The following is a 26614-nucleotide window of genomic DNA, read 5'->3' as shown; positions in this document are numbered from 1 at the left end:
GATATAATACAATTAAAAATTTGGGTCAGAGGAAATTGCGAATGTTAAAAACAATAAAGCAGAATATACTGCAATGGTGGAATGAACTAGATAAAAAATATTTTTTGGGAATGCTGCTTTTTTCATCCTTTGTGTTTTTTCCGCTTGTCAGCCAGCGTTTGACAAATGCTTATGACGGAATGTGGACAACGGCGGAATACCGGGCAGGCGGGTGGGAGCTTTCCAACGGACGATGGCTTTGGCCAGTGTTCAGCTTTTTACGGTTTAGCCTGCAGCTGGAACCCATCAACGCAGTGGTGTGTCTGATGCTGGTTTCTCTTGGAGTCACCAGACTTCATATGCTCTTCAAACCGGTATGGATGAGAACATCCTGCATTGACTGGCTCGCAGGTTTATGCTACGTTTCCAATGTTGTGGTCGGGTGCTATCTTTCGTTTCACTTCATTGCACCGGAGTACGGATTTTCGCTTTTCTTTGCAATGCTGGCTACAGAGCACGTGATCCGGGGAAAATCAGCCGTAAGCAGCATTGTGCCGGCAGCAGTGCTTTTGGCACTGAGCCTTGGCCTGTACCAGACGAACCTTGCCTGTTTCTGTCTGGTGCTGCTGGCCTATTTTCTCCTGCTGCTTTTCCGGAATGGAGAATAACAAAAGATTCGGGAACATATTTGCAAAAGCCTGGCAAGTGCTGCATCCGGCGCAGTGCTGTATCTGCTGATCTTAAAGATTACACTGTGGGCGACGGGAACGGCGATGGCCGATTACCAGGGTGGTGCAGATATTTCAGTGTCTGGAATTCTGAAAAATCTTCCTTCCAGCGTTGCAAAGTGCTATGAGCTTTTTTATCGGTATTTCTTTGGCACCCTTGTAAAACACAATATGCTGCAGGAAACTGCAGTTGTATTTGTTTTGATTTTTTGTGTGGTGGGTGCCGCGCTTGCGTGCAGACTGGTTCGGCTCATACGCCGGAAAGATTGGGAAAACACTTTCTATGGCACAGCAGCGCTGCTGGTGCTGCCCATGATGTGCACGGTATTTATGGTGGCAACCTCGCAGGCATCGTTTTATATTCCCATGTCCGGAGGTCTGGCCTTGTTCCTGCCGGTCTGTTTCTGGCTATTGGACAGCAGCCGGGAGGGAGAAACAGCCTGTGATGCGTTCCGCAAATGCTGGAATAAAGCAGAAAAAGCACTGATCCTGCTGACGGCGGCTGCTGTCGTTTACGGGAGCGTATTCATGTCGGCGGTCGATCAGCAGGCGATGTATGAGGGCAGGCAGGCAACGAAAGAACTCTCTGACCTGATCGCACAGACGCTGGTGAACGAAGGATATTACGATAACGAGATCCCGGTGATGCTTGTGGGAAATGCAAGCAACAGCCCGTTGTTCCGCACCCATGAGCTATACCACACGGCAAACCCGTATGCGAGAGTGGGACTGTTTATGGCAGAGACGGCGGGTACGATCCGTTTTTCCTGGGATGCAGCTTTCCGCGATTATACGCCGATCTGGCTGAATCTGTGTGATGACAAAACTTATCAGAAACTTCTTGAAACGGAGGAGATCGCAGAGATGCCGACATTCCCGCAGGAAGGTTCCATCCGGAAAATGGATGGTGTGCTTGTGATAAAGGTCTCAGAAGAATATCATCTGGATGCTGACTGGAAAAATAAAATGATGAGCGGCGAATATGACTAATCCTGTTTGGGCGGAAATGATACAACCCCTTGCAAACTGTCCCGAAATGTGGTAACATAGCTCTTGGTTATAAAACCTGAATACTCCCAAACGCAGCGACGGAGAGAGTAGGCATGGCGTACACAGCAAAGAGAGAAGCTTCACCGGCTGAGAGGGCTTCCGGATGTATCTGTGCTGAAGTTCGCTCCTGAGCGGTCTGTGCGAAACAGCAGTAGTACAGAACGGCCACGCCCCGTTACGACGTTCTGAGAGCCGCCCGGCATCTGTGCACGGGTGGAAACCGGGTGGTACCGCGGAGCTAAGAATCAACAGCTTCGTCCCTTTTGCCTGAGAAATCGGGCAGGGGACGGAGCTTTTTTGTTGCACTCCGCTCATCAACACGAAGAATAAAGGAGAGAACATCCATGCAAGCAATGATCGACGAGCTGGCAAAACAGGCCGCTGAAAGCCTTGGTCAGGTGTCCGGCAAGGAAACGCTGGCCTCCTTCTGGCAGGAGTACCTCAGCAAAAACGGCAAGATCCCTGCCTTGATGAAGAATCTGCGCACCGTTGCGCCGGAAGAGCGTCCTGCCATGGGCAAGATCATCAACGAACTCAAGGCAAAGGTGCAGGCAGACTATGATGCTGCTGCAGAACAGGTGAAGCAGGCAGAGCTTGCTGCCCGCAATGCTGCCGAGACGGTGGACATCACCCTGCCCGCCAAGACCCGCTCTGTGGGCGGTCTGCACCCGCTGACCCTGATCACCAACCAGATCATCGACGTGTTCTCCGGCATGGGCTTTTCGGTGGGTACCTTCCCGGAGATCGAGGACGATGACCACAACTTTACCCGCCTGAACGTGCCCAAGGATCACCCGGCACGCGACATGCAGGACACCTTCTACCTGTCGGAGGAGTTCCTGCTGCGCACCCAGACCTCCGGCGGCCAGATCCGCACCATGGACGTTCAGAAGCCGCCCATCAAGATCCTGATGCCCGGCCGTGTGTTCCGTTCCGACTCGGACGCTACCCACAGCCCCATGTTCCACCAGATGGAAGGTCTGGTGGTGGATAAGGGCATCACGCTGGGCGACCTGCAGGGCGCACTGAATACCTTCGTGCAGAAGCTGTTCGGCGCTGACACCCGCACCCGCCTGCGTCCCTCCTACTTCCCGTTCACCGAGCCCAGCGTGGAGGTGGACGTGAGCTGCTTTGAGTGCCACGGCAAGGGCTGCCCGCTGTGCAAGCACACCGGCTGGATCGAGGTGCTGGGCGGCGGCGTTGTCAACCGCAAGGTGCTGGAGAACTGCAATATCGACCCGGACGAGTATTCCGGCTTCGCCTTCGGCATCGGCATCGAGCGTATCGCCATGCTGAAGTATGGCATCAACAACATCGGCCTGATGTTCGAGAACAACCTGCAGTTCCTCAAGCAGTTCCACGAATAAGAGGGGAGAGAAGAGACAATGAAAGTACCTTTCAGCTGGTTAAAAGAATTTGTAGATATCGACGTTACTGCGCAGGAACTGGAGGAAAAGCTCTTCTCCTGCGGCTTTGAGGTCGAAGAGCTGATCCCGCTGGATGCCGGCATCAGCAAGGTGGTTGTCGGCAAGATCGTGGAGATGGAAAAGCAGGAGGGCACCCACCTGACCAAGTGTGTGGTGGACTGCGGCGACTACGGCCACGACATCCGCATCAGCACCGGTGCCGCCAACATGAAGCTGGGCGACTGCGTGCCCGCTGCTCTGGATGGCTCCACCCTGCCCGGCGGCATCAAGATCAAGGCCCGCAAGATGCAGGGCGTGGAGTCCAACGGTATGCTGTGCTCCGGCGAAGAGCTGGGCCTGAACGACGACCTGTTCCCGGGCTCTGAGGTCTACGGCCTGCTCATTCTGCCCGAGGATTCTGTCCCCGGCACCGACATTGCTCCCGTGGTGGGTCTGGATGACTATATCTTTGATATCTCCATCACCGCCAACCGCCCGGACTGCCAGTCCGTTCTGGGCATCGCCCGCGAGGTGGCTGCCGTTCTGGGCAAGCCCCTGCACATGCCCGCCATGGACTACAAGACTGTCTGCGAACCGGATGCGCCCATCACCGTCAAGGTGGAGGCTCCGGATCTGTGCCCCCGCTATATGGCACACTATGTGCGCAACATCCGCATGGGCGAGTCTCCCCGCTGGATGAAGCGCCATCTGGCTCTGTGCGGCCTGCGCTCCATCAGCAATGTGGTGGATATCACCAACCACACCCTGCTGGAAATGGGTCAGCCCATGCACGCCTTTGACCTGAACAAGGTCGCCGGCCGCACCATCGATGTGCGCCGCGCCCATGCGGGCGAAAAGATCGTCACGCTGGATGAGAAGGAGTTCACTCTGAACCCCAACAATCTGGTCATCTGCGATGCCGAAAAGCCGGTGGCACTTGCCGGCATCATGGGCGGCGCAAACTCCGGCATGGATGAGAACACCACCAGCCTGCTGTTTGAGTGCGCCACCTTCGCCCGTGACTGCGTGCGTAAGACCAGCCGCGCATTGGGCCAGAACAGCGACTCTTCTGCCCGCTACGAGAAGGGTGTGGACCGTCACTCTCCTGAACTGGGCCTTGCCCGTGCCCTGCACCTGATCCAGGAGCTGGACTGCGGCGACATCACCACACTGGAATATGACCTGACCGATGGCCGCCCGATGGAGCGCAAGCACATCGTTACCACTCCGGCTAAGATCTGCGGCGTGCTGGGTATCACCGTGCCGGATCAGACCATGATCGACATTCTGCAGCGTCTGGAGTTCACGGTGGATGTACAGGCCGATGGCAGCTGGGACGTGTCCGCACCCCTGTACCGCGAGGACGTGGAGAGCTTCCCGGATCTGGCCGAGGAGGTCATCCGTGAGTACGGCTACGACCACATTGTGCCCACCTTCCTGAACACTGCCTCCGTTACAAACGGCGGTCTGAACTATGACCAGAAGCAGCAGCTCAAGACCAAGCGTTTGCTGGCTGCACAGGGCTTCTATGAGGCCTCCACGCTGGCCTTCTACTCCAACGCAGAACTGGATATGCTGCACATCCCGGCGGATGATGAAGCCCGCAAGGCCATCCGCATCCTGAACCCCATCAGCGAGAATTTGTCCATCATGCGCACCCTGCTGGCTCCCTCCATGCTGAACGTCATCGTGGACAACCTCAAGAAGGGCAACACGGAGGGCCGTCTGTTCGAGATGGCACCGGTGTATCTTGCCAAGGAACTGCCCATCAACGAGCATCCGCACGAGCGCCAGACCCTCTGCATTGGTGCATTCGGCCCTGAAGAAGATTTCTTCACGGTCAAGGGTGCACTGGAAGCACTGGCAGCCGGCTTTGGCCTGAGCTTTGATTATAAGCGCGAGACAACCCCGTGGCTGCACCCCGGCATCAGCGCCGCTGTTTACTGTGGTGACAAGCGTCTGGGTGTGTTCGGCAAGCTGTCCAACGAGATCAACGGCGAGCTGGAAATTGCAAAGGATCAGAAGGACAGCCAGAATATCTATCTGGGTGAGCTGGACTACGAGGCTCTGATGTCCTGCGTGGACGGTGAGCTGCGCTATCAGCCGCTCAGCCCCTATGCTGCTGTCAAGCGTGATCTGGCACTGGTCTGCGACGAAAAGACCACCTGCGGCGAGATCGAGGAGACCATCAAGAAGGCCAGCCCTCTGGTGGGTGAGATCAAGCTGTTCGATATCTACCGCGGCGCAAATCTCGGCGAGGGCAAAAAGAGCATGGCATTCACCCTGTCTCTGTCCGATCCGAAGAAGGAAGTCTCTGCGGAAGAAGTAGAGCGCGTGGTCAAGAAGATTCTCGGCAACCTGAAGTTCAAGCTGGGCATCGAGATCCGCTAACTCTATTATAGAAGTAATATAAGGCCGTCTGTGCAGGAATGTGCAGGCGGCTTTTTTGCGTAAAAAGAGAACGTTGAATACAAGAAAATGAACGTTTTTCAGCAGCGCAAGAAAAAAGATGAAAAAAGTTGTCAAAAAGTGTTGACAAGGAGGCGGGGGTGTGGTATTATACTTGAGCGCCAAGCGCTGAGGCAAAAGAATGACTTCCAAAGCCTCAGCAGGAAGCCCTTGAAAAGAACCAATAGACGCTGAAAAGTTCCAGTTTGTTCTGAGAAACTTCTTGGAGGTTCAAGTTTAGAAAGTTCAAAAGCTTCTAAAAAATAAGGCTTGACAAAAAACCGCTTCGGTGGTAAAATAAACAGGTCGTTAGCCGCAAGGCTGAGGCGCTACAGGACCTTGAAAATTGAACAATATCGAAAAACTTGTAAGGAACCTTTTAAGTGTTTGGAAAAACACTAAAAACAATTCCAAAAGTAATTCACACAGGACGCAAGCGATTGCGTGCTGAGCGAACAAGATTTAACACTTTAGAAGTGATAAATATCATTTATAAAGAGTTTGATCCTGGCTCAGGACGAACGCTGGCGGCGCGCCTAACACATGCAAGTCGAACGAGCGAGAGAGAGCTTGCTTTCTCGAGCGAGTGGCGAACGGGTGAGTAACGCGTGAGGAACCTGCCTCAAAGAGGGGGACAACAGTTGGAAACGACTGCTAATACCGCATAAGCCCACGGCTCGGCATCGAGCAGGGGGAAAAGGAGTAATCCGCTTTGAGATGGCCTCGCGTCCGATTAGCTAGTTGGTGAGGTAACGGCCCACCAAGGCGACGATCGGTAGCCGGACTGAGAGGTTGAACGGCCACATTGGGACTGAGACACGGCCCAGACTCCTACGGGAGGCAGCAGTGGGGAATATTGCACAATGGGGGAAACCCTGATGCAGCGACGCCGCGTGGAGGAAGAAGGTCTTCGGATTGTAAACTCCTGTTGTTGGGGAAGATAATGACGGTACCCAACAAGGAAGTGACGGCTAACTACGTGCCAGCAGCCGCGGTAAAACGTAGGTCACAAGCGTTGTCCGGAATTACTGGGTGTAAAGGGAGCGCAGGCGGGAAGACAAGTTGGAAGTGAAATCTATGGGCTCAACCCATAAACTGCTTTCAAAACTGTTTTTCTTGAGTAGTGCAGAGGTAGGCGGAATTCCCGGTGTAGCGGTGGAATGCGTAGATATCGGGAGGAACACCAGTGGCGAAGGCGGCCTACTGGGCACCAACTGACGCTGAGGCTCGAAAGTGTGGGTAGCAAACAGGATTAGATACCCTGGTAGTCCACACCGTAAACGATGATTACTAGGTGTTGGAGGATTGACCCCTTCAGTGCCGCAGTTAACACAATAAGTAATCCACCTGGGGAGTACGACCGCAAGGTTGAAACTCAAAGGAATTGACGGGGGCCCGCACAAGCAGTGGAGTATGTGGTTTAATTCGACGCAACGCGAAGAACCTTACCAAGTCTTGACATCCCTTGACAGGCATAGAAATATGTTTTCTCTTCGGAGCAAGGAGACAGGTGGTGCATGGTTGTCGTCAGCTCGTGTCGTGAGATGTTGGGTTAAGTCCCGCAACGAGCGCAACCCTTATGGTCAGTTACTACGCAAGAGGACTCTGGCCAGACTGCCGTTGACAAAACGGAGGAAGGTGGGGATGACGTCAAATCATCATGCCCTTTATGACTTGGGCTACACACGTACTACAATGGCGTTAAACAAAGAGAAGCAAGACCGCGAGGTGGAGCAAAACTCAGAAACAACGTCCCAGTTCGGACTGCAGGCTGCAACTCGCCTGCACGAAGTCGGAATTGCTAGTAATCGTGGATCAGCATGCCACGGTGAATACGTTCCCGGGCCTTGTACACACCGCCCGTCACACCATGAGAGCCGGGGGGACCCGAAGTCGGTAGTCTAACCGCAAGGAGGACGCCGCCGAAGGTAAAACTGGTGATTGGGGTGAAGTCGTAACAAGGTAGCCGTAGGAGAACCTGCGGCTGGATCACCTCCTTTCTAAGGAGTCAGGCGAAAGAGCGACATCGAAGATGGAGATCTTTCGGACAGGTAACAAACGAGAAGAGTAGATATTGTTCGATTTTGAGGGCCCTGAAAAGGACACTCAAAGACGTACCTTGAAAACTGAATAATAACTGCGAAACAAAGATTATAGTAAGTTCTTTTTAAGAAATATTACAATTTCAAAAGGAAGGGTAACAATAATCTTCGTTGGCAAGAGAGAATCAAGAGGATACCAAATGTTCCAAGAGAACGTTTGAAAGGTCAAGCGAACAAGGGCGCAGGGCGAATGCCTTGGCACTGGGAGCCGATGAAAGACGTGATAAGCTGCGATAAGCTTCGGGGAGCTGCAAATAAGCATTGATCCGGAGATCTCTGAATGAGGAAACTCACCTGGGTTCATACTCAGGTACGTTATACTGAACTTCAAAATAGGTATATCGAGGGAACCGCCTGAACTGAAACATCTAAGTAGGGCGAGGAAGAGACATCAAACGAGATTCCGTAAGTAGTGGCGAGCGAACGCGGAAGAGGGCAAACCGAGAGTAGAAATACTTTCGGGGTACGGAGCGCATTTAGGACTTAAGTTGTTAACCGAACGGCATGGGAAGGCCGGTCAGAGAGTGTGAGAACCACGTAGGTGAAAACGACAAGAGCCGAGCGAATTCCAGAGTACGGCCAGACACGTGAAACCTGGTCGGAATACGGGGGGACCACCCTCCAACCCTAAATACTACCCAGTGACCGATAGCGTATAGTACTGTGAAGGAAAGGTGAAAAGCACCCCGGGAGGGGAGTGAAAAAGAACCTGAAACCCTGTGCCTACAAGCACCTAGAGCGCGTCAAAGCGTGATAGGGTACTTTTTGTAGAACGGTCCGGCGAGCGATTGTATGCAGCAAGGTTAAGGACTTAAGGTCTGGAGCCGAAGCGAAAGCGAGTTTGAAAAGGGCGTTAAGTTGCATATAATGGGCCCGAAACCGGGTGACCTACCCATGGTCAGGTTGAAGTGGAAGTAAAATTCCATGGAGGACCGAACCGACCTCCGTTGAAAAGGCGGCGGATGAACTGTGGGTAGCGGAGAAATTCCAATCGAACCCGGAGATAGCTGGTTCTCCCCGAAATAGTTTTAGGACTAGCCTCAAGTTAGATACCTGGAGGTAAAGCACTGAATAGCCTAGCGGCCGAGAGGTTAGCGAAGCTTATCAAACTCAGAATGCCAGAGTATTGATGCTTGGGAGTCAGACAGTGTCAGATAAATGTCATTGTCAAAAGGGAAACAGCCCAGATCTACAGCTAAGGTCCCAAAGTCAGGTTAAGTGGAAAACGATGTGAAGATACGTAGACAACCAGGATGTTGGCTCAGAAGCAGCCACTCATTCAAAGAGTGCGTAATAGCTCACTGGTCGAGCGTCTTTGCGCGGAGAATTTAACGGGGCTAAACCTGACACCGAAGCTTAGGCAATACAGCAATGTATTGGGTAGGGGAGCGTTGTATACGCGGTGAAACAGTAGCGCAAGCGGCTGTGGAGTGTATAGAAGTGAGAATGCCGGAATGAGTAGCGCGAATGCAGTGAGAATCTGCATGGCCGAAAGCCTCAGGTTTCTGGAGGAAGGTTCGTCCGCTCCAGGTTAGTCGGGAGCTAAGGTGAGGCCTAACGGCGTAGCCGATGCACAGACGGTAGAGATTCCGTCACCACCAAAAGAGTTAAGCACAGGGACACATATGAAGTCTCGGAGCCGGGTGTTGGTTCCGGTAGCGATCGAGGGAAGTTAGTACCGAAGTCCGGGATGGAAGATGGCGAGAAAAGCTGTGTGAATTTCTGCGGTGCCCGTACCGCAAACCGACACAGGTAGGTAGGAAGAAGATTCTAAGGCCAACGGGAGAAGGGTTGTTAAGGAACTCGGCAAATTGACCCCGTAACTTCGGGAGAAGGGGTGCTGCAGCAATGCAGCCGCAGAGAATCGGCCCAAGCAACTGTTTACCAAAAACACAGGTTTGTGCTAAATCGAAAGATGACGTATACGAGCTGACGCCTGCCCGGTGCTGGAAGGTTAAGAGGAGATGTGCAAGCATTGAATCGAAGCCCCAGTGAACGGCGGCCGTAACTATAACGGTCCTAAGGTAGCGAAATTCCTTGTCAGGTAAGTTCTGACCCGCATGAAAGGCGTAATGATTTGGGCACTGTCTCAACAGCCCGCCCGGCGAAATTGTAGTACCGGTGAAGATGCCGGTTACCCGCGACAAGACGGAAAGACCCCATGGAGCTTTACTGTAGCCTAATATTGGGTTTCGATGTTGCATGCACAGGATAGATGGGACACTGGGAAGCAGGTGCTTTGGCGCTTGTGGAGTGGCCGTTGGGATACCATCCTTGCGATATTGGAATTCTAACCTGCGCCTTTGAATCAAGGCGGGGGACATTGTTAGGTGGGCAGTTTGACTGGGGCGGTCGCCTCCTAAAGAGTAACGGAGGCGTTCAAAGGTTCGCTCAGCTTGAACGGAAATCAAGCAAAAGAGTGCAAACGCAGAAGCGAGCCTAACTGCGAGACTGACGGGTCGAGCAGTAACGAAAGTTGGAGTTAGTGATCCGGTGGTATGTGAGTGGAAATGCCATCGCTCAACGGATAAAAGTTACCCTGGGGATAACAGGCTGATCTCCCCCAAGAGTCCACATCGACGGGGAGGTTTGGCACCTCGATGTCGGCTCATCGCATCCTGGGGCTGTATTCGGTCCCAAGGGTTTGGCTGTTCGCCAATTAAAGCGGTACGCGAGCTGGGTTCAGAACGTCGTGAGACAGTTCGGTCCCTATCTGTCGTGGGCGCAGGATATTTGATGGGAGCTGTTCCTAGTACGAGAGGACCGGAGCGGACGTACCTCTGGCGCACCAGTTGTTCTGCCAAGAGCATAGCTGGGCAACTATGTACGGATCGGATAAACGCTGAAAGCATCTAAGCGTGAAGCCGACCCAAAGATAAGATATCCCATTGTTTCAAACAAGTAAGACCCCTTGAAGACTACAAGGTTGATAGGCACGATGTGTAAGTGGAGTGATCCATTCAGCAAGCGTGTACTAATAGGTCGAGGGCTTGACCACAATTCGCTTGAGACTCTTAAGAGTCAACGAAAAAAATGTAAGCAGTGATTATTCAGTTTTGAAGGCACGTCCTTCTAAGAAACACTGGACAAAGTACAACAAACATGTTATACTGGTTCAGTCAGATCGGTCGGTGTCGATGACGGTGAGGTTCCACCTGTTCCCATTCCGAACACAGAAGTTAAGCTCACTTGTGCCGAAGATAGTTCGCTGGAAACGGCGCGTGAAAATAGGTAGTCGCCGACTTGAACAAAAAACGCTTCAGAAGAAATTCTGAAGCGTTTTTGTTTTGTCTTGAAACCGTTTTAGGAGAAAACAGAAAGGCAGGTATGCTTTGAAAATGATGTGAGCATTGAAGATGAAACAGACTGGAAGAGAAGGGCACAATTTCATGTAGAGTGAAGCGAAAAATTTTATGATGTGTTTGTGCCTTATCTATTGAACAAACAAAAACCTTAAATAAATCATGGTGGCTCGGCTGTGCTGACCTTTTGGTACGACCTGGCCGCTTTATTGTAATAAAGCCTTGACTCTTCAGTCGTTGTAGGGTTTACTATCTATAACGGAAAGGAGCTGCCCGGTCTGGCAGTGTAAGCTCTGTACATTCGGCAGAGAAGAGGGAAGCCGGGCAGAAAACATTATGGAAAAAAATCTGACTAGCGGCAGTGTGTTGAAAAGCATTTTGTTTTTTTCACTGCCCTATCTGCTTTCGTACTTTTTGCAGACGCTGTACGGCATGGCGGATCTGTTCATCATCGGGCAGTTTGAAGGTGTGGCCAGCACAACGGCGGTGTCCATTGGCAGTCAGGTGATGCATATGATCACTGTGATGATCGTGGGCCTTGCCATGGGAGCAACGGTCACTATTGGCCGGGCCGTGGGCGCAGAGAACAAACCTCGTGCGGCGCGGCTCATTGGCAACACAGTCACGCTGTTTATGGCAGGATCTGTGGTACTGGCAGCTGTGCTGGTAGGGCTTGTGGACCCGATCGTGCGCATTGTCTCCACACCGGAGCAGGCCGTGGCGGGCACTCGTACCTACCTGATCATCTGCTTTATCGGCGTTCCATGCATCACGGCGTATAATATCATGGCATCGATCTTCCGCGGGCTGGGCGATTCCAGAAGCCCGATGTACTTTATTGCGGCCGGTCTGTGCCTTGCCAGCCTTGCCGTGGTGAACGAAAAGGAGTACATTCTGGTCACGCTGGGGGCACCCGGAAACCACGCGACGGAGCAGACCAACATCATGGATGCTGTGCAGGTGTACCGCAGACTGGAAAAGAAAAAATGACTGTTTTGCGCCAATTCTACCGCCAGTCGGTTGTGCGGGAATGTCCGGTCCGGTACAATGGAGCCACAAACAGAACTGCTGGCTCACAAGGAGGACAAAACGATGTACGAACTGAACAAGATCGCTTTTGGGAGTTTTCTGGCACAGCTGCGCAGGGAAAAGGGCATGACCCAGAAGGAGCTTGCCGCCTGCCTGTATGTTTCGGATAAAGCCGTCAGCAAATGGGAGCGCGGCTTGAGCGTGCCGGATATCTCCCTGCTGGTGCCGCTGGCCGAACAGCTGAATGTGACCGTGGCCGAGCTGTTACATGGCTGCCGCGTGGAGGAGGAGCAGCGCTTTACCCGCGAGGAAACAGAGGAACTGATCCGCAAGGCACTGACTTTTTCGGCAGAACCGCCGGAACGCCGCCAGGCCCGCACGCAGAAGTTTCTGCCGCTGTATGGGGTCAGCGTGGTGCTTGGCCTTGTAGAGACCGCAGCTGTCTGGGCCGTGGGGCTGGCCGGGACCGAGGGCGCAATGATGCTGCTGATTATAAACGTGATCTTCGGCATCGTATATGGGGCCTACACCTTGTTCTGGATGCCGGAAACATTGCCGCGCTATTATGACGAAAACCATGTCTGCAATTTTGCACAGGGCGCGTTCCACATGCATATTCCGGGCGTGTACTACAACAACCGCAACTGGCTCCATGTGCTCAAAGCAATGCGGGTGTGGTGCGTGGTAAGTATGCTCCTGACACCGCTCTGCACGGCAGCGGCGGTCGTGTTTGAACAGGCCACCGGATGGCAGGTGTGGTGTGCAGTGCTTATCGGATACATTGCATCGCTGTTTGGCACAATCGTCATCCCGGCAAAGAAGTATCAATGACAGGATAGCGCAAGGGGAGCGGAAACGCTCCCTTTTGCTTTTGATGGCAATGTGATACAATAAAAATCAATATCATTCAGGAAGAAGGAAGATCATCCATGCGAGACCACCATATCGACCTGTGCGGCCAGATCGATTTTACCCGTACTGAGGCAATGCCCCTGCTGGCGCGGGATGCACATTTCAGCTTTGCGTGCAATGGCTGCGGCGACTGCTGCCGTGGCAGAGAGGACATTGTACTTTCAGGCTTTGACCTGTGGCGCATTGCAGCCCGGCTGCGCCTGCCGCCGCAGATCGTGGCGCGGGGATATTGCCGGGCCAGCATTGGCACGGTGAGCCATTTGCCGGTGCTGCGTCTGGCCCCGGTGAAGGAGAACCGGAACAACTGTCCCTTCCTTACGGGAGACCACTGCGCCATCCACGATGCCGAACCGCTGGTGTGTGCTCTGTACCCGCTGGCGCAGGAGATCAGCAGGAAAGGACAGGTGAGCTATTTTCTGCAGCCCACCGGCTGCGGCGGGCAGATGATCGAGGCAAGGGTGGAGGACTATCTTGCTCGTTACGATGTCCCGGCCCGGGAACAGACCGATGTGCGCTGGGCGCAGACCTGCATGACACTGGAAGACACGGTGGAACAGCTGGGTGCGCAGCTCAGCCCGGTGCTGGTGCGCCGGATGCAGGACAAGCTCTGGCAGGCGCTGTATTTTGGCTACAACTATGCCGCACCGTTCTTGCCGCAGCTGGAGAAAAACCTGCACTGGCTGGATGCTGAATTTGCAAAACTGGCAGAATATCAGCAAAAACGGAATAACGCATCAAAATAATCGATCAATATATTTGATACAATCGATAATAAAGGCCGTTTTAGGGCAAAAGTGAGTTGTTTTACCGTGAAATGTGTGATATACTTCACGAGTGTAAAGCGAGACTGTACGAGCCTTGCATACAAAACATAGCTTTCCGGTGCGGTACCTGTAGGCCGCACACGCAAAGAGATAGAGGAGATAAACATTATGCGTAAAATCACTCGTCGTTCGTTTCTGGCTGCTGCCGCTGCCTGCGGCGCAGCTGCTGCCCTGACTGCCTGCGGCGGTTCTTCTGCATCTTCTGCAGCTGCTTCTTCCGCTGCGCCTGCATCCTCCGCTGCTGCTTCTGCTGCAGCCGATGGCCAGAAGTTCACGATCGGCATCTGCCAGTTGGTGCAGCATGCCGCTCTGGATGCCGCTACGCAGGGCTTTGAGGATGCTCTGACTGCTTCCTTCGGCGAGAACGTCACCTTCGATTTCCAGAATGCACAGGGCGATTCCGCTACCTGCGCTACCATCACCAACGGCTTCGTTTCCTCTGGTGTGGATCTGATCATGGCCAATGCTACGCCCGCTCTGCAGGCTGCACAGTCTGCTACCGACAGCATTCCGGTGCTGGGCACCTCTGTTACCGAGTACGGTGTGGCTCTGGGCCTGACCGATTTCGACGGCACCGTGGGCGGCAACATTTCCGGCACCTCTGATTTGGCCCCGCTGGATCAGCAGGCTGAGATGATCGTGGAGTGGATGCCGGAGGCCAAGAAGGTTGGCCTGCTGTACTGCTCTGCTGAGGCAAACAGCCAGTATCAGGTGGATGAGGTCCAGAAGTATCTGGAGGAAAAGGGTGTCACCGCTACCCAGTACGCTTTCTCTGATTCCAACGACCTGTCCTCTGTCTGCCAGAAGGCTGCCGACGAGAACGACGCACTGTATGTGCCCACCGATAACACTGTTGCTGCAAACACCGGCATTGTGGACGGCATCTGCCGCCCGGCCAAGAAGCCCGTGTTCGCTGGCGAAGAGGGCATCTGCGCCGGCTGCGGCGTGGCTACCCTTTCCATCAGCTACTACGATCTGGGCTACACCACTGGTGAGATGGCAGTGAAGATCCTGAACGGCGAGGCTGATATCTCCACCATGCCCATCGAGTACACCGATGTGACCAAGAAGTACAACAAGACTATCTGCGACGATCTGGGCCTGACCGTTCCCGACGGCTACGAGGAGATCGAGGGCTAAAATACTCCGGGAAACCAAACAGAAAATCAGCGGAGAAGGGTAGAAAGTGCTCTTCTCCGCTTTCCCGTATCAAACGGGAAGTAAAAAAGTGTAACGTTTAGGAGGAATTGTTTTGGAAATCATTGCAAGACTGGCAAACCTGCCGGGCGCTTTGCCGGGTGCCTGTGCACAGGGCCTTATCTGGGGTATCATGGCCATTGGCGTGTACCTGACCTACCGTATTCTGGACGTGGCCGATCTGACCGTGGACGGCTCCTTTGGCACCGGCGGTGCAGTGTGCGTCATGTGCCTGCTGTCCGGCCAGAACGTCTGGGTCTCCCTGCTCATGGCGCTGCTGGCAGGCCTGCTGTCCGGCTTCGTCACCGGTGTCCTGCACACATTTATGGGCATTCCGGCCATCCTTGCCGGCATCCTGACCCAGCTTTCGCTGTATTCCATTAACCTCAAAATCATGGGCAAGGCCAATCAGGCCATCAACGTGGACAAGTACAACCTGTTGATCTCCCTGCGCTGGGTCAAGGAGTTCGCTCTCCACAACCCTATCGTTATGATCATCATTGTCACAGCGGTGCTGATCGGCATTCTGTACTGGTTCTTCGGCACCGAGCTGGGCTGTGCCATCCGTGCCACCGGCTCTAACCCCGCCATGTCCCGTGCGCAGGGCATCAACACCAACTTCAATATCGTGCTGGGTCTGGCTGTGTCCAACGGTCTGGTGGCGCTGTCTGGCGCTCTGCTGAGCCAGTATCAGGGCTTTGCAGATGTCGGCATGGGCCGTGGCGCGATCGTCATTGGTCTGGCTGCTGTCATCATTGGCGAGGCTCTGTTCAGCCGCATCTTCCACAACTTTGCACTCAAGATGGTTTCTGTCTCTCTGGGTGCCATCATCTACTACATTGTCATTCAGCTGGTGCTGACTCTGGGTTTCGATGCCAACCTGCTCAAGCTGCTGAGCGCTTCTGTGGTGGCTGTTTTCCTTGCCGTGCCGTACTGGAAGGGCAAGTACTTCTCGAAGCCGGTGAAGAAGGCAAAGGAGGATGCAAAAAATGCTTGAGATCCAGAATGTTTCCAAGACCTTTAACGCTGGCACGGTCAACCAGAAAACTGCCCTGAACGGCCTGAACCTGAAGCTGAACGAGGGCGATTTCGTTACCGTGATCGGCGGCAACGGTGCAGGCAAATCCACCATGCTGAACGCAGTTGCCGGTGTGTGGCCGGTGGACGAAGGCAAGATCATTATTGACGGTGTGGATGTGACCCGCCTGAGCGAGCATCAGCGTGCCGCTTACATCGGCCGCGTGTTTCAGGACCCCATGACCGGCACTGCTGCCACCATGCAGATCGAAGAGAACCTTGCCCTGGCTGCACGCCGCGGCAAGCCCCGCACCCTGCGCATTGGCATTACCAAAGCAGAGCGCGAGCAGTACCGTGAACTGCTCAAGACGCTGGATCTGGGTCTGGAAGACCGCCTGACGGCCCGTGTGGGCCTGCTTTCCGGCGGTCAGCGTCAGGCACTGACCCTGCTGATGGCTACCATGAACAAGCCCAAGCTCCTGCTGCTGGACGAGCACACCGCTGCGCTGGACCCCAAGACCGCGCTCAAGGTGCTGACCCTCTCGGCCAAAATCGTGGAGGAAAACCATCTCACCACCATGATGATCACCCACAACATGAAGGATGCCATTAAGTATGGCAACCGCCTGATCATGATGTACGAAGGCCATATCATCTATGATGTTTCCGGTGAGGAAAAGAAGAACCTGCACGTCTCCGACCTGCTGGCAAAGTTCCAGATCGCCAGCGGCGGCGAGTTTGCAAATGACCGCATGATTCTGTCCTGATAAATTACAAGGTTAAAATGCAAAGCGCTTGTCCCGGAAAACCGGGACTGGCGCTTTTTATGTATGTTTACCAATTCAAGAGCAAGGCGGTTAACTGGAGTTTTTGAGAGATGATTTTCTTTACATCTTTTGAAGAATGCGGGGCACCGTCCTGAATTGCAAAGAGGAACAGCGAGTAAAGTTCATTATATTTTGGAATAGCCATTTTTTCAAACCTCACACCTTGGAAAAGCTCAGCACACATTCGGTATGACTTTCATTGTCCAAACACAGATCAATATCGCTTTCAACGATAGGCAGTCGGAATTTGATGGATTTGAGCCACTGACCGTTGGGCTGACGCTCCGGGTAGATCTGAATTTCAGAAATCAGATGTTCCATCAGCTTTTTGCGTTCAAGGGGATTCATCACATTGTAGAGCTTTTCAAAGCAGATGAGAACTTTGTAAATGTTGTCGCCCGTGATTTTATCCGCTTCGATAGCCTGCTTCTTTGCCCGGGCATCCATCAGGTTGTTTTCGGCTTCCTCGATTTTATCGTACATCCTGTAAAGCCGCTCGTCAAGGTCAGATTTGCGGATGATATAGTGGCGCTCATCCGGGTCAAGGGTGTCGATCTCCTCCATAATTTTGGACTTGATGGAATAATACTGCCGCAACTGCTTTTCAGCGGCCGCAATTTCCTGTTCAATGGCAGTGGTGTCTACTTTGCTGTTGATCTTCTCCTGCATCATGGCGGCAAACTTTGGATTGCTGACTAGTTTGATGATAACCTCCACCACGGCGTTGTCCAGAACTTCTTCCTGAATTTGCTTGTTGAAATCGCATTTTTGCCCACGTTGCATCTTGCGGTGCTTGCAACTGTAATAAGAGAAAGATTTATAGGGTGTGCCATCTTTCTTTCTTTTGGTGCATTTGTTGCTGTACATTCCAGCACCGCAAATGGGGCACTTGACAAGGGCGGATAATAAATGCGCCTGTTCCGTTTTGCTGCGGTTGACTGGCTCGTATCGTTTGGATTGCACCAACAGCTTGACCTGTGCAGCGTTCCACAATTCTTCTGATACGATGCCCTCGTGCAGGCCGTCCACCAGCAAATAATTCTCCTGTGGAACCTGATGATATTCGTTCCGGGTGCCGTGAATCTTTTCGAGTTTGCGGCGGCCAAAGGCGATTTTTCCGCAGTAGACGGGGTTCTTCAGGATGGCACGAATCAATGTTGCGCTGAAAAGGGGAGAGGTGCCATTTTGACGAGCAAGTTTCTGAAAGCCGTGGGTCTCCAGATATTTGGAAAGTCCATTTGCACCTGTGTCCGTGTTTACATATTGCTCAAAAATCGTGCGAATGGCAGGAGCTTCATCTTCATTGATTTGCAGCACACCGTCAACCAAACGATAACCATAGGGCGCAAATCCGCCGTTCCAGCGGCCTTCCCGCGCTTTTTGAATGCGACCTTCCATTGTCTGGACGCGAATGTTTTCGCGCTCGATCTCAGCTACCGCAGAAAGAACGGAAATCATGAGCTTGCCTGCATCCTTGGAGGAATCAATGCCATCTTCCACGCAGATGAGGTTGACCCCGAAATCCTGCATGACCTGCAAGGTAGACAACACATCGGCGGCATTGCGGCCGAACCGAGACAGTTTGAACACCAAAACGTAGGAAACGCCATCTTTTCCTGATTTGATGTCCTCCATCATCCGGCAAAAAGAGGCACGGCCTTCGATGGATTTGCCCGATTTACCGGCATCCTCATACTCGCCAACGATCTGGTAATCGTTGAAGTCAGCGTATGCTTTCATCCGGGCTTTCTGGGCATCCAGCGAATAGCCATCGATTTGCATGGTGGTAGATACACGAGTGTAAATATAAACTTTTGTCTTTCCCTGTGACATAAGAAATCCTCACAGATACCGTTATTTCTTGTCGATTTTTTGCTCTAAGAACTGGATGGAATCCAGATAGTCCTGTTCCACATCGCTGAGCGTTCTTGCCTTATACTTCCGATATTCAGTGGTGGCTTTGTCCACGGCCTGCTTGTGCGTCACAGTGCCGTTTCCGACAAGCAACTGCTCACCGCTCATTGTCAGAATGCGGTCAAGGTGATTGGCCCAATCCTGCATAGTCATGGGCTGTTCGCGCTCTGCCTGACGCTCTGCAAAGTCCAGATAACCGGAAACAAGCTGTCCCATGGCGCGAAGCTCTTTCTCGTTCAGATAATTCTTAGCGATTTTGGCTTCTTGCAGGGTGGGCTGATTTCCAGCAAAAGTGGTCAGTCCCATAAACTCCTTCTCGGCATCGGCACGGTTGTAAATGACTTCTGCGGCAGTCTGTCCGTGGATGGCATAATGAATTTTATTCTGGACTTTTTTGAAGAAATGGACGGAGATTTCTGCTTTCGGGTCATAGTCGATGCTGGTTGCATAGATTTCCAGAACCTGACGATAAAACACTTTTTCGGAAGCACGGATGTCACGGATGCGTTCTAACAGCTCTTTGAAATATCCACCGCCGCCCAAATTTTTCAGGCGTTCGTCATCCAGCGCAAATCCCTTGCGCATATATTCCTTCAGGATGCCAGTTGCCCAGATACGGAACTGTGTGCCTCGTTTGGATTTGACACGATATCCAACAGAAATAATGACGTCAAGATTGTAGAATTCGACCTGATAGGTCTTTCCGTCTGCGGCAGTTGTTGCAAATTTTGCAACAACTGAATCTCGTTCAAGCTCACCCTCTGCAAAAATGTTTTTGATGTGACGGGAAATTGTGGATTTGTCACGTTGGAACAACTCAGCCATCTGGTCAATGGACAGCCAGACGGTGTCACCGTCAAAGGTAGTATCAATTTTGGTCAGGCCATCTTCTGTGGTGTAAATGAGGATGGAATTTTTAGGAGAGTCATCTGGACGATTCATTTTAAGTACCTCGTTCCGTGTATGTAGTACAGTGGAGAGAAAGGCCCTACCACTGTGTTGGGACAAGTATTACAAGAATATTATATCATGCTGCAATGGTGGTATCAACAGCATCTTGTTGATTTTCGTTGTTTGATAAGGATTCTGCTTTGTCTATTTCCAAGACAGATGCGTACTTCTCAATCACATCAGCTAGAAAGGTTGCGAATGCGCTCCATTCATCGAGTATGGGCGTAGAGCAGTCCGAAGAGGAAGGGCTGGTTTCTGTACGGCGGCAATTATTCAATAGGCAACTCCATTTCCTTGTAGCAGAACTTAGGACGTCCTGCGGATTCCTTCAGAAATGTTTCTGATCTATCCGATTAAACTTTTTAAGCGTTCCAGCTTTTCCTGTGCGTTCTCCTTCCGGAAGCTGACCCCAATGCAGGAAATCGGAATGCACATTTCCAGCAGGCGGTCATAGATGCGGGCATGAGCGGTATCCTGTGGGTGTCGTATCTCGTCCAGCGTCAGGTTGGTAGTGACGATCAGCGGCTTCCGGCTGCGGTATCGGCTGTCCACGATGTTGTAGATCTGCTCCAGTGCGTACTCGGTGCCTCTTTCCATGCCGAAATCGTCAATGACGAGCAGGGGATAGCGGCAGAGCTTGTCCACAATATCATTGCGCCCGGAAAAGCTGTTGTTCAGCTCGTTCAGGATCCGGGCAAAGTTCGTCATACGCACAGGCACCTCCTGTTCCATCAGAGCGTTTGCAATGCACCCGGCAAGGAAACTTTTGCCGGTGCCCACACCGCCCCAGAGAAGCAATCCAAGGTTCTCTGCACGCATGGTCTGCCACTGCTCCACATAGCGATGTGCATGGTGCATCTGCGGGCTGCGGCCATTGTCGTTTTCAAAGGTCCAGTCCAGCATTGCCGGGTCAGAAAACCTTTCTGCTTTCAGCCGCCGTACAAGGTCGCTGTGCTTCTGCTGCTTGATAAGGGCTTCCTGCTTTGTCCTCTCGATGCGCTGGCAGCTGCATTCAATGGGGTGCTTGTTCTTGCCAATCAGAGCGATGCCCTTTGCAAAGAACGCTTCTTTTGGGGTATGACATTTTCCGCAATAAAGCAGACCATCTTTGCCGTGATAATCCTCGGTGTTTTCGGGAATACTGGAAACGGACTGTTCTAAAATTTTCTCAATCGTCTTTATAGGCTTTCTCCCTCCTTGAATGTGTAGTCCGGGATGCCCGGTGCTTGCTTCTGTTCTGGTCTTTGCCGTTTCGCCCAGATGCGCAGGGTAGCGGCATGATCAGCGTACTTTTTGCCGGTAGACTGGATATAAGCTGAAAGCTGTTCGATCAGGCTGTCCAGCCCGGAGAAATCGGCATTAAGCTGCTTGTACTCTTTTTCAGTCAGAAAGACATTGCGATATTCTCCAAAGGTCAAATAAGCATCTGTTGTTTTTATCAGGTGGCTATCTTTCAGGTCGTTCTTATTACGTTGGTTAGTGGAACGCTTTTGTTCCATGGAAGGCATCATTTCTGTTCCATCGGACAGAACAAAATCGTTCCATGCAGAGGAATGTTTTTGCGCTGTCGGAACTTTTACAAAGAGGCTGTTGGGCACAGCAATGCGACTCCGTCTGCGCTCAATCAAATCGGCATCTTCCAGTGAACGCAACGCACGTTTAATGCTCATGGTGCTGCATCGTAGAGCATCGCTCAATGATGAAAGCGGGAAAATCACATAGACGAAGCCGCGCTCATCCATCCAGTTGTTCTTTTGAGAAAGAGTTGCCCGGTCAAGCAGCAGGGTGTAGAGCAACTTCGCTGTGTGGCTCAAGTCGGTATCCAGTAGAAAGCGAGCATAGGGCAGATATTGCGGCAAAGGTGTAGTGACAGTCAGGTAGTCGGAAATAAAATTCACCTCCAGTGTTTTTTCATCAAACAAATTTTTGGAAAGCATTTTACTGGCTGTTGGTAGTCTCCAGAAGATGCTGCCGATGCTGTTCTTTCAGATGCACAATATAGCTTTCTGCCTTTTGCAAAGTAGCAATAACTTTTGCTTCAATCTCTACATTTGTCAGAAAGTCGGGATACAGAGCAAAGCATTGTTCGAGACGGAAAATAAAGCTATCAGAGGCACTGTTGATTTCACTGAACATTCCTTCGGCATCGGCGACATGATCAACCATTGCCATCTTTTCTCCTAGCTCACGAATGGTCTGGAGTTCGGTGCTGCGCTTTCCCGATGAAATAAAAGGTCGATTCTCCGAGAGTGGATCAGCCGTTTGGATCTTCGATGTGGCAGCACTAGAGAAATTGCGTTCGGTGACCTTGGAAAGCAATTCTAAATTTTCATAGGTGTCTGCACTATCGTCTGGTTTACCGTTTAACTTTTCCTCTCGCCACGTTGATACCACGGTGGGCAATGCTTCTGTGGGAGTTCCACGGATAACGGTAGCCTCTCGCCGGGATAGCTTAAGTTTGCCGGATAAGATTTCTTCCTGAATACCGGGGCAGTATTTTTCCATCAGCTCAACGGTTTTCATGAACTGCTCGGCACGAATTACAAAAGAGAGACTTACATTATTTTCTTTGGCGATTCGTTCAGTTGTGTTTTCTACCGATGGCAAATTGTCAATTTGACAGTTTGCCACCTGTGTGTACTGATTGCCATGATTTCCCCCACGAGTGGATTTTTCAGAATGATACTGTTTTCCAATCAGGAACTTTTTCTGTTCAGGTGTCAGATTCCGACGACCCAGCTGATGTTTGCAGATCCATGCCAGAACATCTTCACGGGTTTCGCAGATGCAGGAAATCGAGCGGGTGGTATAAGGAATTTCTGGGTGCTGCTGGAGAATCTTATAGCGATTGTGGCCATCAACAAGAATGTTGCCCCAGACAATCAGGGGAGACAGGACTTCACCCTCTGAAAGGATGTTTTCTTCCAGTTGCTGAAATTCTTCATCGGTCAATGCAGGAATCTGAGATTGAAATTCAGAGTCGATGATAAATTCAAACTTGTTTTTCTTCATAGGCAAAATCTCCTTTCAAAAATCTATTGGTACTTCAGCCGTTTTCTCTGCATGGATTTCCTGCCCCCTTCCAGCGGCGTTTTCCGGCTCTCCTTTTTAGGATCTTCGCCGGGTATCCCATGCAGACGGTCATTTGGTTCTCAAGGTTCGATGAAGGCTTGTAGAAAGCATATCACAATGAAGCAGAAATTTTTAGGAAGCATTCCTTCCGGTTTTCAGTGGATTTTAGGAGGATCCCAAGGAAAAACCGGAAGGGATGCTTCCGGTTTTGTGCGATATTAAATGTATCAACGACGATTTTCCAAAAACAAATTTTTCTCCAAGAAATTTGCTTATTCAGCGGTCGTTAAGGTGCGAAACTAACGCATTCTTGTGCTGAACATCGGGTTTGGGCGAAGCCCAACAAGTGTTTTGAAGCTGGATTTGTAAAAAATCAGGTTTAAAACTTGTGAGGTGGTATCGGCTCGCCCTGCTTGCTGCAATTGCAAACTCGAAAACTTCTTGAGCAAAAAAATAACCGCCCGCATCAAGTGAAACTTGAAAATGGACGGTCTTGATCGCAAAGTGATTTTCAAATTTGGAAAGCACATTGAGGGGGTTCATAGCACCAGCAAGCAATGCCGTCGTATATACAACAGCGACTTTTGCGTTGCAAAATACTTGTTGGGGAACACCCAAACCCTTGAACTGCATCCGATGGATGCAGACTTAGCGTCTCCAAATGAGAAAGTTTGTGGTTCTAACACATTGTCAGCCATTGGTAAACAACTTTTTCCAGTCAAAAAAGAAAATAGCAATGATTAAAGATGAACAGTGCAGAAAAATGTGATACAATAGAAAATGAAAATCCAAACAACAGGAGGAACCCCCTCGTGGCAAATAATGTGAACGTCAAAAAACTGGAAGCTGACCTGTGGGAGTCGGCAGATCTGCTGCGTGCAGGCTCTAAACTCACCTCGAACCAATACTGCATGCCGGTGTTGGGACTGATTTTTCTGCGGTATGCGTACAGCCGCTTCAAACTGGTAGAACAGGAGATCCTGAAAGACCGTCCCATGCGCGGTGGCCGGGTGCTGCCGGTGGAACAGAGCGACTTTGCCGAGAAGAGTGCACTGTTTCTGCCCAAGGAGGCGCAGTACAATTACTTAGTCAATTTGCCCGCCAACATCCCGGAGCAGGGGCTGACCGGCATCGAGGGTAACCCGCTGAACAGTCTGGGCGAAGTGGTGAACAACGCCATGGAACTGGTGGAGCAGCAGAGCGAGCAGCTGCAGGGCGTTCTGCCGAAGGACTACACCATCTTCTCGGATGAACTGCTGGGGGAACTGCTGCGAATCTTCAACAATGATGCGTTAGACGATGTGGGCGGCGATGTGATCGGCCGTATCTACGAGTACTTTTTGAATAAGTTTGCCAAGAATGTGGCACAGGATGACGGCGTGTTCTTTACGCCGAAATCGCTGGTGAAAATGATCGTCAATGTGCTGGAGCCTGCCCACGGCGTTCTGTTGGACCCGGCTTGCGGCAGCGGCGGTATGTTTGTGCAGACCGGCGACTTTGTAAACCATGCGGGCATGATCGCCAACAACACCATGACCTTCTACGGACAGGAAAAGGTGGAGTACAACGCAAAGCTCTGCCTGATGAATATGGCCGTGCATGGTCTGACCGGCGTGATCAAGTCCGGCGATGAAGCCAATACCTTCTATCACGATGCCCACAACCTGAACGGCTGCTGCGACTATGTGATGGCAAATCCGCCGTTTAACGTGGATAAGGTCAAGTCGGAGTCGGCGCAGAGTGCCGGACGGCTGCCGTTTGGCCTGCCCGGCGTGAACAAGGCAAAAGAGGTGGGCAACGCAAACTATCTGTGGGTGTCCTATTTCTACTCCTACCTGAACGAGCATGGCCGTGCGGGTTTTGTGATGGCGTCCTCTGCTACCGACAGTCAGGGCAAAGACAAGGACATCCGTGAAAAGCTCATCCAGACCGGTCATGTGGACGTGATGATGAGCGTGGGCAACAATTTCTTCTACACCAAAAGCTTGCCCTGTTCGCTGTGGTTTTTGGATAAGGGCAAGCCGGAGCATCTGCTGGACACCGTACTGTTCATCGACGCCCGCAACTATTATACCGTGGTGGACCGCACCCAGAACGAGTGGAGCGACTGGCAGCTGAAGAACCTCAACGCCATTGTCTGGCTCTATCGCGGCGAGGTGGACAAGTACAAGGGGCTTTTGGCGGAGTATCACGCAGAGCTGGCAGACGACCGCCCCTTTGCAGAGATTCAGGCTGCACTGGAACAAAACGTGCAGGCCAAGCGGGAAGAAGCCAAAGCCGCTGTGGAGGCAGCACCCCGCAAAGAGCGCAAAGCCACGAAGGAAAAGTTCGACAAGGAGCTGGAAGCCCTCAACGAGAAGCTGACCGTTGCCAAGGAGGCCGTCTGGCTCACCGAAAAGTTTGGCGAGGGCGCTTATCAGGATATCCCCGGCCTGTGCAAGGTGGCCAGCCGCGACACCATCCTCAACGAGAAAGGCGCATCCCTGACGCCCGGTGCTTATGTGGGCGTTGCACCTGTGGAGGACGACGGTGTGGATTTTGCCCAGCGGATGAAGGAAATCCACAAGGAGCTGCTGGAATTGCAGGCAGAGTCCAGCCGCCTGATGGAAACCATCTCGAAGAATCTGGAGGAGATGGGAGTATGAAGTGGGAAAAAGTCGCAATTAAAGATATTTGTACAGGTATTTATGACGGCCCTCATGCAACACCACCATTAAGCGATACAGGTGCAATCTTTCTAGGAATATCAAACTTTAATAATGGCCGACTGGATTTCTCTGATATACGATATATTTCAGAGGATGATTTGCCAAAGTGGACAAAAAGAGTTATACCTCAGAAAAATGATATTGTTTTCTCGTATGAAGCGACACTGAATCTTTATGCAATTATTCCAGAAGGATTTCGTGGATGTCTTGGGCGCAGAATGGCACTTTTACGTGTGGACGAAACAAAAGCGGATTACAAATTTTTATACTACTATTTTTACTCGGATACTTGGAGAGCAACAGTTAATGAAAACATTGTTCTAGGGGCAACAGTTGATAGAATTCCGCTGATTAAATTCCCGGATTTCCCGGTTGAATTGCCCCCGTTGGAAACTCAACATCGCATCGCAGATATTCTCTCTGCCTACGATGACCTGATTGAAAACAACCAAAAGCAAATCAAGTTGCTGGAAGAAGCAGCCCAGCGGCTTTATAAAGAGTGGTTTGTGGATTTGCGCTTTCCAGGGCATGAAAACACGAAAATTGTGGATGGCGTGCCGGAGGGTTGGAATGAGTGCACGGTGGAAAGCTTTGGAACAGTAATAACAGGAAAAACACCGCCTACATCAAATAAGGAATATTATACAAATGGGAAGGTTCCATTTGTGACAATTCCAGATATGCATAATGTGGTTTATCCATTAAAAACGGAAAAAAGGATAACAATAGAGGGGGCTCAAACACAAAAAAATAAATATATACCCCCAAACAGTGTCATGATTTCATGCATTGGAACGGTTGGACTGGTAAGCATTGCCACAGAAGTGTGCCAAACGAATCAACAGATTAATTCCATTATATTAAATAATGAGGATGACTTATATTTTTTCTATGAGTCGATGCTAAGAATGAAAGATTTGTTGGATGGATTGGGAAGCAATGGAGCAACCATGACCAACGTAAATAAAAGCAAGCTTGAAAAGCTTATAATTATAAGTCCTAGCAAAGATATTGTAAAACAATATAATGATGTATGCAAACCATTGTTTGAAAGTGCTTTGAACTTATCAAGAAAAAATGTATACTTGAAAAACATGAGGGAAGCACTACTACCTAAGTTGATGAGCGGGGAAGCGGAGGTGTGAACT

The 26614-nt window shown here is 51.4% G+C and carries 16 protein-coding genes, 3 rRNA genes, 1 pseudogene and 1 other annotated feature; of the genes and pseudogenes, 14 read left to right on the top strand and 6 right to left on the bottom strand.

Annotated features, from left to right (window positions below):
- The first annotated feature begins 41 nt into the window (after positions 1 to 41).
- From ACGHP1_RS09400 to ACGHP1_RS09345, 12 genes and pseudogenes are all read left to right on the top strand, one after another.
- Positions 42 to 1697 (top strand): annotated as a pseudogene (locus tag ACGHP1_RS09400) (glucosyltransferase domain-containing protein).
- Positions 1698 to 1783: 86 nt separating this feature from the next.
- Positions 1784 to 2022: a binding site (T-box leader), on the top strand.
- Positions 2023 to 2101: 79 nt separating this feature from the next.
- On the top strand, positions 2102 to 3124 hold the full coding sequence (gene pheS, locus ACGHP1_RS09395; RefSeq protein ID WP_005945958.1) for a phenylalanine--tRNA ligase subunit alpha: 1023 nt from the start codon (positions 2102 to 2104) through the stop codon (positions 3122 to 3124).
- A gap of 18 nt (positions 3125 to 3142) precedes the next feature.
- Positions 3143 to 5554 carry a phenylalanine--tRNA ligase subunit beta gene (gene pheT, locus ACGHP1_RS09390; protein ID WP_371290720.1) on the top strand — a complete coding sequence of 804 codons (2412 nt, stop codon included), beginning with the start codon at positions 3143 to 3145 and terminating at the stop codon, positions 5552 to 5554.
- A 546-nt stretch (positions 5555 to 6100) separates the two neighbouring features.
- A 16S ribosomal RNA gene (locus ACGHP1_RS09385) occupies positions 6101 to 7611 on the top strand.
- Between the two features lie 265 nt (positions 7612 to 7876).
- Positions 7877 to 10711: ribosomal RNA gene (locus ACGHP1_RS09380) — 23S ribosomal RNA — on the top strand.
- A 129-nt stretch (positions 10712 to 10840) separates the two neighbouring features.
- Positions 10841 to 10957, top strand: a 5S ribosomal RNA gene (gene rrf, locus ACGHP1_RS09375).
- The 16S, 23S and 5S rRNA genes sit together here, the layout of an rRNA operon.
- Before the next feature lie 394 nt (positions 10958 to 11351).
- On the top strand, positions 11352 to 12005 hold the full coding sequence (locus tag ACGHP1_RS09370; RefSeq protein WP_097775409.1) for an MATE family efflux transporter: 654 nt from the start codon (positions 11352 to 11354) through the stop codon (positions 12003 to 12005).
- A 102-nt stretch (positions 12006 to 12107) separates the two neighbouring features.
- Positions 12108 to 12875 carry a helix-turn-helix domain-containing protein gene (locus ACGHP1_RS09365; protein WP_390509151.1) on the top strand — a complete coding sequence of 256 codons (768 nt, stop codon included), beginning with the start codon at positions 12108 to 12110 and terminating at the stop codon, positions 12873 to 12875.
- Positions 12876 to 12973: 98 nt separating this feature from the next.
- The gene (locus tag ACGHP1_RS09360) at positions 12974 to 13699 is read left to right on the top strand and encodes a YkgJ family cysteine cluster protein (RefSeq protein ID WP_390509149.1); all 726 of its coding nucleotides are present in this window, start codon (positions 12974 to 12976) and stop codon (positions 13697 to 13699) included.
- A 189-nt stretch (positions 13700 to 13888) separates the two neighbouring features.
- On the top strand, positions 13889 to 14920 hold the full coding sequence (locus ACGHP1_RS09355; RefSeq protein ID WP_044953360.1) for an ABC transporter substrate-binding protein: 1032 nt from the start codon (positions 13889 to 13891) through the stop codon (positions 14918 to 14920).
- Positions 14921 to 15032: 112 nt separating this feature from the next.
- Positions 15033 to 15974, top strand: a complete 942-nt coding sequence (locus ACGHP1_RS09350; RefSeq protein WP_097775413.1) for an ABC transporter permease — start codon at positions 15033 to 15035, stop codon at positions 15972 to 15974.
- Entirely contained in the window at positions 15967 to 16761 is a 795-nt protein-coding gene (locus ACGHP1_RS09345; protein WP_005939014.1) for an ABC transporter ATP-binding protein, read from the top strand. Before ACGHP1_RS09350 ends, ACGHP1_RS09345 begins: the two co-directional genes overlap by 8 nt.
- Before the next feature lie 216 nt (positions 16762 to 16977).
- Here ACGHP1_RS09345 and ACGHP1_RS09340 read toward each other — a convergent pair whose 3' ends face one another.
- The 6 genes from ACGHP1_RS09340 to ACGHP1_RS09315 all read right to left on the bottom strand — a co-directional run bounded on the left by ACGHP1_RS09340 (position 16978) and on the right by ACGHP1_RS09315 (position 23391).
- Positions 16978 to 18654 (bottom strand): recombinase family protein, encoded by a 1677-nt coding sequence (locus tag ACGHP1_RS09340; RefSeq protein ID WP_371290719.1) that lies wholly within the window; start codon positions 18652 to 18654, stop codon positions 16978 to 16980.
- A gap of 21 nt (positions 18655 to 18675) precedes the next feature.
- A complete protein-coding gene (locus tag ACGHP1_RS09335) occupies positions 18676 to 19677 on the bottom strand; it encodes a virulence RhuM family protein (RefSeq protein ID WP_390509145.1) in 1002 nt (333 codons plus the stop codon).
- Between the two features lie 354 nt (positions 19678 to 20031).
- The gene (locus ACGHP1_RS09330; protein ID WP_390509813.1) at positions 20032 to 20859 is read right to left on the bottom strand and encodes an ATP-binding protein; all 828 of its coding nucleotides are present in this window, start codon (positions 20857 to 20859) and stop codon (positions 20032 to 20034) included.
- Positions 20860 to 20864: 5 nt separating this feature from the next.
- Entirely contained in the window at positions 20865 to 21623 is a 759-nt protein-coding gene (locus tag ACGHP1_RS09325; RefSeq protein ID WP_390509143.1) for a replication initiator protein A, read from the bottom strand.
- 1 nt (position 21624) lies between these two features.
- Complete coding sequence (locus ACGHP1_RS09320; RefSeq protein ID WP_390509141.1) at positions 21625 to 22698, bottom strand: hypothetical protein; 1074 nt, start codon at positions 22696 to 22698, stop codon at positions 21625 to 21627.
- Between the two features lie 336 nt (positions 22699 to 23034).
- Positions 23035 to 23391 carry a hypothetical protein gene (locus tag ACGHP1_RS09315; RefSeq protein WP_390509138.1) on the bottom strand — a complete coding sequence of 119 codons (357 nt, stop codon included), beginning with the start codon at positions 23389 to 23391 and terminating at the stop codon, positions 23035 to 23037.
- A 179-nt stretch (positions 23392 to 23570) separates the two neighbouring features.
- Between ACGHP1_RS09315 and ACGHP1_RS09310 the strand changes: the two genes are divergently transcribed.
- Entirely contained in the window at positions 23571 to 25403 is a 1833-nt protein-coding gene (locus ACGHP1_RS09310; protein WP_390509136.1) for an N-6 DNA methylase, read from the top strand.
- Positions 25400 to 26611: a restriction endonuclease subunit S gene (locus tag ACGHP1_RS09305; RefSeq protein WP_390509133.1), complete on the top strand. Its 1212-nt coding sequence runs from the start codon at positions 25400 to 25402 to the stop codon at positions 26609 to 26611. Before ACGHP1_RS09310 ends, ACGHP1_RS09305 begins: the two co-directional genes overlap by 4 nt.
- The last annotated feature ends 3 nt before the right edge of the window (positions 26612 to 26614 follow it).

This window comes from Faecalibacterium sp. i21-0019-B1, assembly GCF_042852915.1.
Classification (GTDB): Bacteria; Bacillota; Clostridia; order Oscillospirales; family Ruminococcaceae; genus Faecalibacterium; species Faecalibacterium taiwanense.
This window is presented reverse-complemented; position numbering and strand designations above follow the sequence as displayed.

Bases quoted from the DNA above. Each gene is read 5' to 3' on its own strand.
- pheS (WP_005945958.1), top strand. From the start codon at position 2,102: ATGCAAGCAATGATCGACGAGCTGGCAAAACAGGCCGCTGAAAGCCTT.
- pheT (WP_371290720.1), top strand. From the start codon at position 3,143: ATGAAAGTACCTTTCAGCTGGTTAAAAGAATTTGTAGATATCGACGTT.
- ACGHP1_RS09370 (WP_097775409.1), top strand. From the start codon at position 11,352: ATGGAAAAAAATCTGACTAGCGGCAGTGTGTTGAAAAGCATTTTGTTT.
- ACGHP1_RS09365 (WP_390509151.1), top strand. From the start codon at position 12,108: ATGTACGAACTGAACAAGATCGCTTTTGGGAGTTTTCTGGCACAGCTG.
- ACGHP1_RS09360 (WP_390509149.1), top strand. From the start codon at position 12,974: ATGCGAGACCACCATATCGACCTGTGCGGCCAGATCGATTTTACCCGT.
- ACGHP1_RS09355 (WP_044953360.1), top strand. From the start codon at position 13,889: ATGCGTAAAATCACTCGTCGTTCGTTTCTGGCTGCTGCCGCTGCCTGC.
- ACGHP1_RS09345 (WP_005939014.1), top strand. From the start codon at position 15,967: ATGCTTGAGATCCAGAATGTTTCCAAGACCTTTAACGCTGGCACGGTC.
- ACGHP1_RS09340 (WP_371290719.1), bottom strand. From the start codon at position 18,654: ATGTCACAGGGAAAGACAAAAGTTTATATTTACACTCGTGTATCTACC.
- ACGHP1_RS09335 (WP_390509145.1), bottom strand. From the start codon at position 19,677: ATGAATCGTCCAGATGACTCTCCTAAAAATTCCATCCTCATTTACACC.
- ACGHP1_RS09325 (WP_390509143.1), bottom strand. From the start codon at position 21,623: ATGCTTTCCAAAAATTTGTTTGATGAAAAAACACTGGAGGTGAATTTT.
- ACGHP1_RS09320 (WP_390509141.1), bottom strand. From the start codon at position 22,698: ATGAAGAAAAACAAGTTTGAATTTATCATCGACTCTGAATTTCAATCT.
- ACGHP1_RS09315 (WP_390509138.1), bottom strand. From the start codon at position 23,391: ATGCAGTTCAAGGGTTTGGGTGTTCCCCAACAAGTATTTTGCAACGCA.
- ACGHP1_RS09305 (WP_390509133.1), top strand. From the start codon at position 25,400: ATGAAGTGGGAAAAAGTCGCAATTAAAGATATTTGTACAGGTATTTAT.